The sequence below is a fragment of the Actinoplanes sp. NPDC024001 genome (assembly GCF_040638955.1).
Taxonomy (GTDB): domain Bacteria; phylum Actinomycetota; class Actinomycetes; order Mycobacteriales; family Micromonosporaceae; genus Actinoplanes.
The window spans coordinates 1-5,249 of the sequence record NZ_JBEZZB010000305.1 but is presented as its reverse complement, the minus strand read 5'-3'; the positions used below and the strand labels follow the sequence as shown (position 1 = coordinate 5,249).

The 5,249-nt window shown below is 74.0% G+C and carries 7 protein-coding genes; 5 read left to right on the top strand and 2 right to left on the bottom strand.

From position 1 onward, the window contains the following. The 3 genes from AB0F81_RS50165 to AB0F81_RS50155 all read left to right on the top strand — a co-directional run. The coding region (locus AB0F81_RS50165) for an FtsX-like permease family protein (protein WP_360211373.1) at positions 1-1,483 on the top strand (1,483 nt) is incomplete at its 5' end. Then, positions 1,483-2,424, top strand: coding sequence for an ABC transporter ATP-binding protein (locus AB0F81_RS50160; protein ID WP_360211371.1), 942 nt, complete (start codon positions 1,483-1,485; stop codon positions 2,422-2,424). The genes AB0F81_RS50165 and AB0F81_RS50160, both read left to right, overlap by 1 nt. Further along, the gene (locus AB0F81_RS50155) at positions 2,421-3,089 is read left to right on the top strand and encodes an ABC transporter ATP-binding protein (RefSeq protein ID WP_360211369.1); all 669 of its coding nucleotides are present in this window, start codon (positions 2,421-2,423) and stop codon (positions 3,087-3,089) included. The genes AB0F81_RS50160 and AB0F81_RS50155 overlap by 4 nt, the downstream gene beginning before the upstream one ends. A gap of 34 nt (positions 3,090-3,123) precedes the next feature. Here AB0F81_RS50155 and AB0F81_RS50150 read toward each other — a convergent pair whose 3' ends face one another. Together AB0F81_RS50150 and AB0F81_RS50145 are read right to left on the bottom strand one after the other, a co-directional pair. Then, positions 3,124-3,402: an excalibur calcium-binding domain-containing protein gene (locus AB0F81_RS50150; RefSeq protein WP_360211367.1), complete on the bottom strand. Its 279-nt coding sequence runs from the start codon at positions 3,400-3,402 to the stop codon at positions 3,124-3,126. Positions 3,403-3,471: 69 nt separating this feature from the next. Beyond that, entirely contained in the window at positions 3,472-3,846 is a 375-nt protein-coding gene (locus AB0F81_RS50145; protein ID WP_360211365.1) for a MerR family transcriptional regulator, read from the bottom strand. A gap of 59 nt (positions 3,847-3,905) precedes the next feature. Between AB0F81_RS50145 and AB0F81_RS50140 the strand changes: the two genes are divergently transcribed. Then, on the top strand, positions 3,906-4,538 hold the full coding sequence (locus AB0F81_RS50140; RefSeq protein ID WP_360211363.1) for an NAD(P)H-dependent oxidoreductase: 633 nt from the start codon (positions 3,906-3,908) through the stop codon (positions 4,536-4,538). Beyond that, a partial coding sequence (locus AB0F81_RS50135; RefSeq protein ID WP_360211361.1) for an MFS transporter occupies positions 4,538-5,249 on the top strand: 712 nt, incomplete at its 3' end. The genes AB0F81_RS50140 and AB0F81_RS50135, both read left to right, overlap by 1 nt.

Sequence of the window (5,249 nt, the reverse complement as noted above, 5' to 3'; positions counted from 1 at the left end):
GTACGCCGCCGCCGGCGCCCGCCACCCCGACTTCACCGGGCACCGCCGCGACCTGGCCGCCGACCGGCCGTCGCCGCGCCGGCTCACCGCCGAACTGTTCGTCGTCGCCCTCGCGGCCGGTGGCATCCTGCTGGTCCGCCGGCGCGGTCTCGACGCGGGGGCGGGCGTCGACCCGTACCTGGTCGGCGCGCCGGTCCTGCTGGCGCTGGCCGCCTCGCTGGTGGCGCTGCGGGTGATGCCGTTCCCGCTGGCGCGCATCGGGCGGCTGGCCGCCCGGGCGCGCGGAGCGGTGGTGTTCCTCGGCGTCAGCGGCGCCAGCCGCGGCGCGCCGCTGCGGTCCGGGCCCCTCGCGGTGCTGGTGATCGCGATCGCCACCGGCATCTTCAGCAGCACGGTCACCACCACCGTGAGCCACGCCCGGGACCGGGTCGCCGACCTCGCCGTCCCGGCCGACGCGCTGGTCACCGGCTTCCTCTTCGCCCCGGGCACGGCGGAGAAGGTGGCCGCGCTGGACGGGGTGGACGCCGCCGTGCCGGTGCTGGTGGAGCCGGTGGCGAACATCCGCGGCGAGTCCAGCCCGCTGATCGTGCAGGCACAGGGCCTGGTGGTGGACGCCGCCGCGCTGCCGGCCCTGCCGGAGGCGCTGCGGTCGGCCCGCCTCGGCGCCGGCCCGGTGCCCGCGGTCGTGTCGCCCAAGCTGGGCCGGCGGATCGGGGCCGGGGGCACCGTCGAGGTGCAGGGCCGGCAGTACCCGTTCCGGGTCGCCGGCGTCCAGGAGACCATGGTCGGCCTCGGCGCCGGGGTGCACGAGTTCGTGGCCCTGCCGATGCAGGCCATGCCGATCCCGGACTACCAGCCGATCGTGCCGAACCGCATCCTGATCAACGGCGACGGCTACGACCGGCGGGCGGTCCTCGAGACCGCCGACGCCGGGCAGGCCCAGCAGGCCAAGGACGCCACCGGGCGCGACATCGAGGCGTACGAGCTGGCCATGCCCGCCACCCTCACCACCCGCGAGGCGTACCGTGCCGACCTCGACAAGCGCGGCGTCGACGGGGTGCTGGGCTTCACCTTCGCCGCCGGGGTGGCCGCCTCCGCCGGGCTGGCCCTGCTCGCGGTCGCGCTCACCGTGCTGGCCGGGGCGCCGGCCCGCGGCCGGACCCTGTCGCGGCTGCGCACCCTGGGCCTGTCCACCCGGCAGGGCCGGCGGCTGCTGGTGTTCGAGCTGGTGCCGCTGATCGGCGTCGCCGTGCTCGTCGGCGGCCTGGTCGGCACCGCGCTGCCGCTGCTGATCGGGTCCGCCCTGGGCCTGAGCGACTTCACCGCCGGCCTGCCCGCCGGCATCAGCGTCGACCCCCTGCTCGCCGCCGGCGTGCTGGTGGTCGCGGTGCTGGCCGTGGCCGCCGCGCTGGTGGTCGAGGACATCGCCAACCGCCGCCTGCGCCTCGGCACGGTGCTGCGGCTGGGAGAGGAGCAACTCTGATGGAGCTGGCCGATCTGGAAAGGCGCGCCGCAGAACGGGCGGCCGCCCGTGCCGGGGGACAGGACCGGCTCAGCGGGCACATCGTCTGCGACGGGCTGGTGCGGATCTTCCGTACCGAGGGCGTCGAGGTGGTCGCCCTGCAGGGCCTGGACCTGGTGGTGGACCGCGGTGAGCTGCTCGCCGTGGTGGGCGCCTCCGGCTCCGGCAAGTCCACCATGCTCAACATCCTCTCCGGGCTGGACGAGCCGACCGCCGGGATGGCCCGGGTGGCCGGCTACGAGCTGCTCGGCATGTCGGCCAAGAAACGCCTGGAGTACCGGCGGCGGGTCGTCGGGTTCGTCTGGCAGCAGACGGCGCGCAACCTGCTGCCGTACCTGACCGCCCGGGAGAACGTCGAACTGCCGATGCGGCTGGCCGGCGGCAGGCGCGGCGGGCGCGCGATGGAGCTGCTGGAGATGGTCGGCGTAGCCGACCGGGCCGACCGCCGCCCGGACCAGCTCAGCGGCGGCGAGCAGCAGCGCGCCGCGGTCGCGGTGGCGCTGGCCAACGACCCCGAGGTGCTCTTCGCCGACGAACCCACCGGCGAGCTGGACGAGGCCACCGCCGACGAGGTGTTCGGCGCGCTGCGCACGGTCAACGCGGAGCTCGGCGTGACCGTCGTGGTGGTCACGCACGACATGAACGTTTCCGGTCAGGTGCGCCGGGCCGTCGCTATTCGCGACGGAAAAACCGCCTCCGAGGTACGGCGCAGCGCCCGCATCGGCGCCGACGGCACCGAGCAGCACGTCACCGAGGAGTACGCGGTGCTCGACCGGGCCGGGCGGCTGCAGCTGCCGTCCGCGTTCGTGGAGGCGCTCAGCCTGCGCGACCGGGTGCGCCTCAACCTCGAACCGGACCACGTCGAGGTCCGCCCCGGTCAGAGCACGGAGGAGCAGGGATGAACGTCGTCGAGGTCTCCGGCGTGAGCCGCACCTACGGCAGCGGCGACCGGGTGGTGCACGCCCTCACCGACGTCTCGTTCGACGTGGCCAAGGGTGAGCTGGTCGCGGTCCGCGGCCGCTCCGGCGCCGGCAAGACCACCCTGCTGAACCTGATCGGCGGCCTGGACAAGCCGGACAGCGGCACCATCACGGTGGCCGACCGCAAGGTCACCGGCGCCGGCGAACGGGAGCTGCTCGACCTGCGCCGCGACGTGATCGGGTTCGTGTTCCAGTCGTTCGGGCTGGTGCCGATCCTGTCCGCGGCCGAGAACGTCAGCGTCCCGATGCGGCTGGCCCGCCGCGACCCGGCCGAACGCGACCAGCGCGTCGCCGTGCTGCTGGAGCTGGTCGGCCTCGGCGGGCAGGCGGCGCAGCGTCCCGGTGAGCTCTCCGGCGGCCAGCAGCAGCGGGTGGCGGTGGCCCGTGCCCTCGCCAACGACCCGGACCTGCTCATCGCCGACGAGCCGACCGGCCAGCTGGACTCGGAGACCGGGCGCGCCATCATGGACCTGCTGCGTGCCGTGGTCGACGCCCGGGGGATGACCGCGCTGGTGGCCACGCACGACCCGGCGCTGATCGACCGGGCCGACCGGGTTCTCACCCTGCGCGACGGCCGCCTGGTGTGACGGCCCCGCCCGCCGGGGCGGGACCGTCGCGCGCTCAGCGCTTCTCGCAGGCGATGCCGTCCTTGTCCCGGTCGGACTTCTTGTTCGCCTTGTAGAGCGCGTTGGACACCTTGAAGTTGGTGACCGGCTTCGACTTGCCGGACACCTTGTCCTTCGCGCCCTTCTTGCCGACCCCGTGCTTGTAGACCTTGTTCAGCGCGGTGCAGTTCTTGTAGGTCTTCGCCTTCGCGGCGGCGGGTGTGACGGCGACCGCGGTCGTGCCGGTGACCGCCAGCGCGCCGATCAGCAGACCGCGCAGGAGCTTGTTGCCCACGTGTGGTTCCTCCCCGAAGCAGATCTTGGTGAGCGGAACCTTACCGCAGGTGATCAACTTCGGTCGGCATCACAGGTCACACAGCTTGGCGCCGGAACGCATCTCGCCGAGATAGGCCTTCAGCGCGGCCGTGCGGGCCTCCGCCTCGGCGATCAGATGCTCGGCGACCCGGCCCCAGTCCTGCGGCCGCGGGTCGGCCGGCAGATCCGCGAAGACCTCGGCGATCTCCCGGACGGTGAGGCCGACGCGCTGCGCCACCTTCGCCACCCGGATCCGGCAGGCCGCGCTCTCGTCGAAACGCCGCTGGTCACCAGCGGTCCGCTCGGCACGGATGATGCCGTGCTGCTCGTAGAACCGGACCGCCGACGCGGCCACCCCGGCGTCGGCCGCTACCTCCCCGACGGTCAACGTGAACGCCCCGCTGTGCTGGGTGACGGCCGTCATCTCGCGCTCCCTCCCGCCTCGCTTGACTTCAACATATGTTGAAGGCGAACGCTGGCGCCATGACTGAGACGACCGTTACCGACCTGCCCACCGTTCCCGCGGCCGACGGTCCCGGACCCGGCGGCGGCTCACCGGAACAGCCGCTGCGGATCGCCGTCGTCGCCGCCAGCATCCGCGACCAGCGGATGGGCCGCACCCTCGCCGAGTGGGCCGCGTTCCGGGCCGCCGGCGACGCCGAGGTCGACCTGATCGACTGCGCCGACTGCGAGCTTCCCTCCGACGGCGACCTGCGCCCCGGCGGCAGCGCGGGCTCGCCCGTCTCGGCCCGGATCGACGCCGCCGACGCCTTCGTGTTCGTCACCCCCGAGTACAACCACAGCTACCCGGCCAGCCTGAAGCGGCTCATCGACTGGCACTACCGGGAGTGGATGTTCAAACCCGCCACCGTGCTGTCCTACGGGGTGCAGGGCGGCCTGCTCGCCACCGAACACCTGCGTGGCGTCCTCGCCGAACTGCACATGGTCACCACCCGCCGGGTCGTCGGCCTGCGCACCCCCTGGAACGATCTGGGCCCGGCCGGTTACGCGCCGCCCGCCGGCGTCGAGCCGGCGTACGACGCCGCCCTGCGCGAACTCACCTGGTGGGCGACGGTGCTGCGGACCGCCCGCCACGACCGCCCGTACGCCCGCTGATGAGCGTCCGGCGCATCGGCCTGACCCTCGCGCTCGGCGGCCTGATGGTCGTGGTGGACACCACCGTGACCGTGGTGGCGCTGCCCGCGATCGTCGCCGGCCTGCACACCACCCTGCCCGCCGTGCAGTGGGTGACCACCGGCTACCTGCTCGGCATCGTCGCGGTGATCCCGCTGGCCGGCTGGGCCTCGGCCCGCTACGGCGCCCGCCGCGTCTACCTGACCGCCCTGCTCGTCTTCATCCTGTTCTCCGCCCTGGCCGGCCTGGCCTGGAGCGCGGCCTCGCTGGCCGTCTTCCGGGTGCTGCAGGGCTTGGGCGGCGGCCTGCTCAATCCGGTAGGCCAGGCGATCGGCCTGCGCGCCGCCCCCCGCGACCAGCGCGGCCGCCTGATGAGCCTGCTGGTCCTGCCCTTGCTGATCGGTCCGGTCCTGGGCCCCCTGCTGGCCGGCTGGCTGATCGACACCCTGTCCTGGCGCTGGATCTTCCTGATCAACATCCCGCTGGGCGCCCTGGCCCTGCTGTTCTGCGCCCGCTTCCTCCCATCCGACGCCCTGCCCACCGCGCCCTCCGGCCCGCCTGAACTCGCTGGCTCGCCGTCGGCAAGCTCCGCGACCGCGCACGCCGGTCCGGCAGCAGTGCGGCCCGGCACCGCGATGTCGGCGGCCCCGGGCGTCGAGCCGGCCGGGGCCATGCCGGTGGACTGGACCGTGC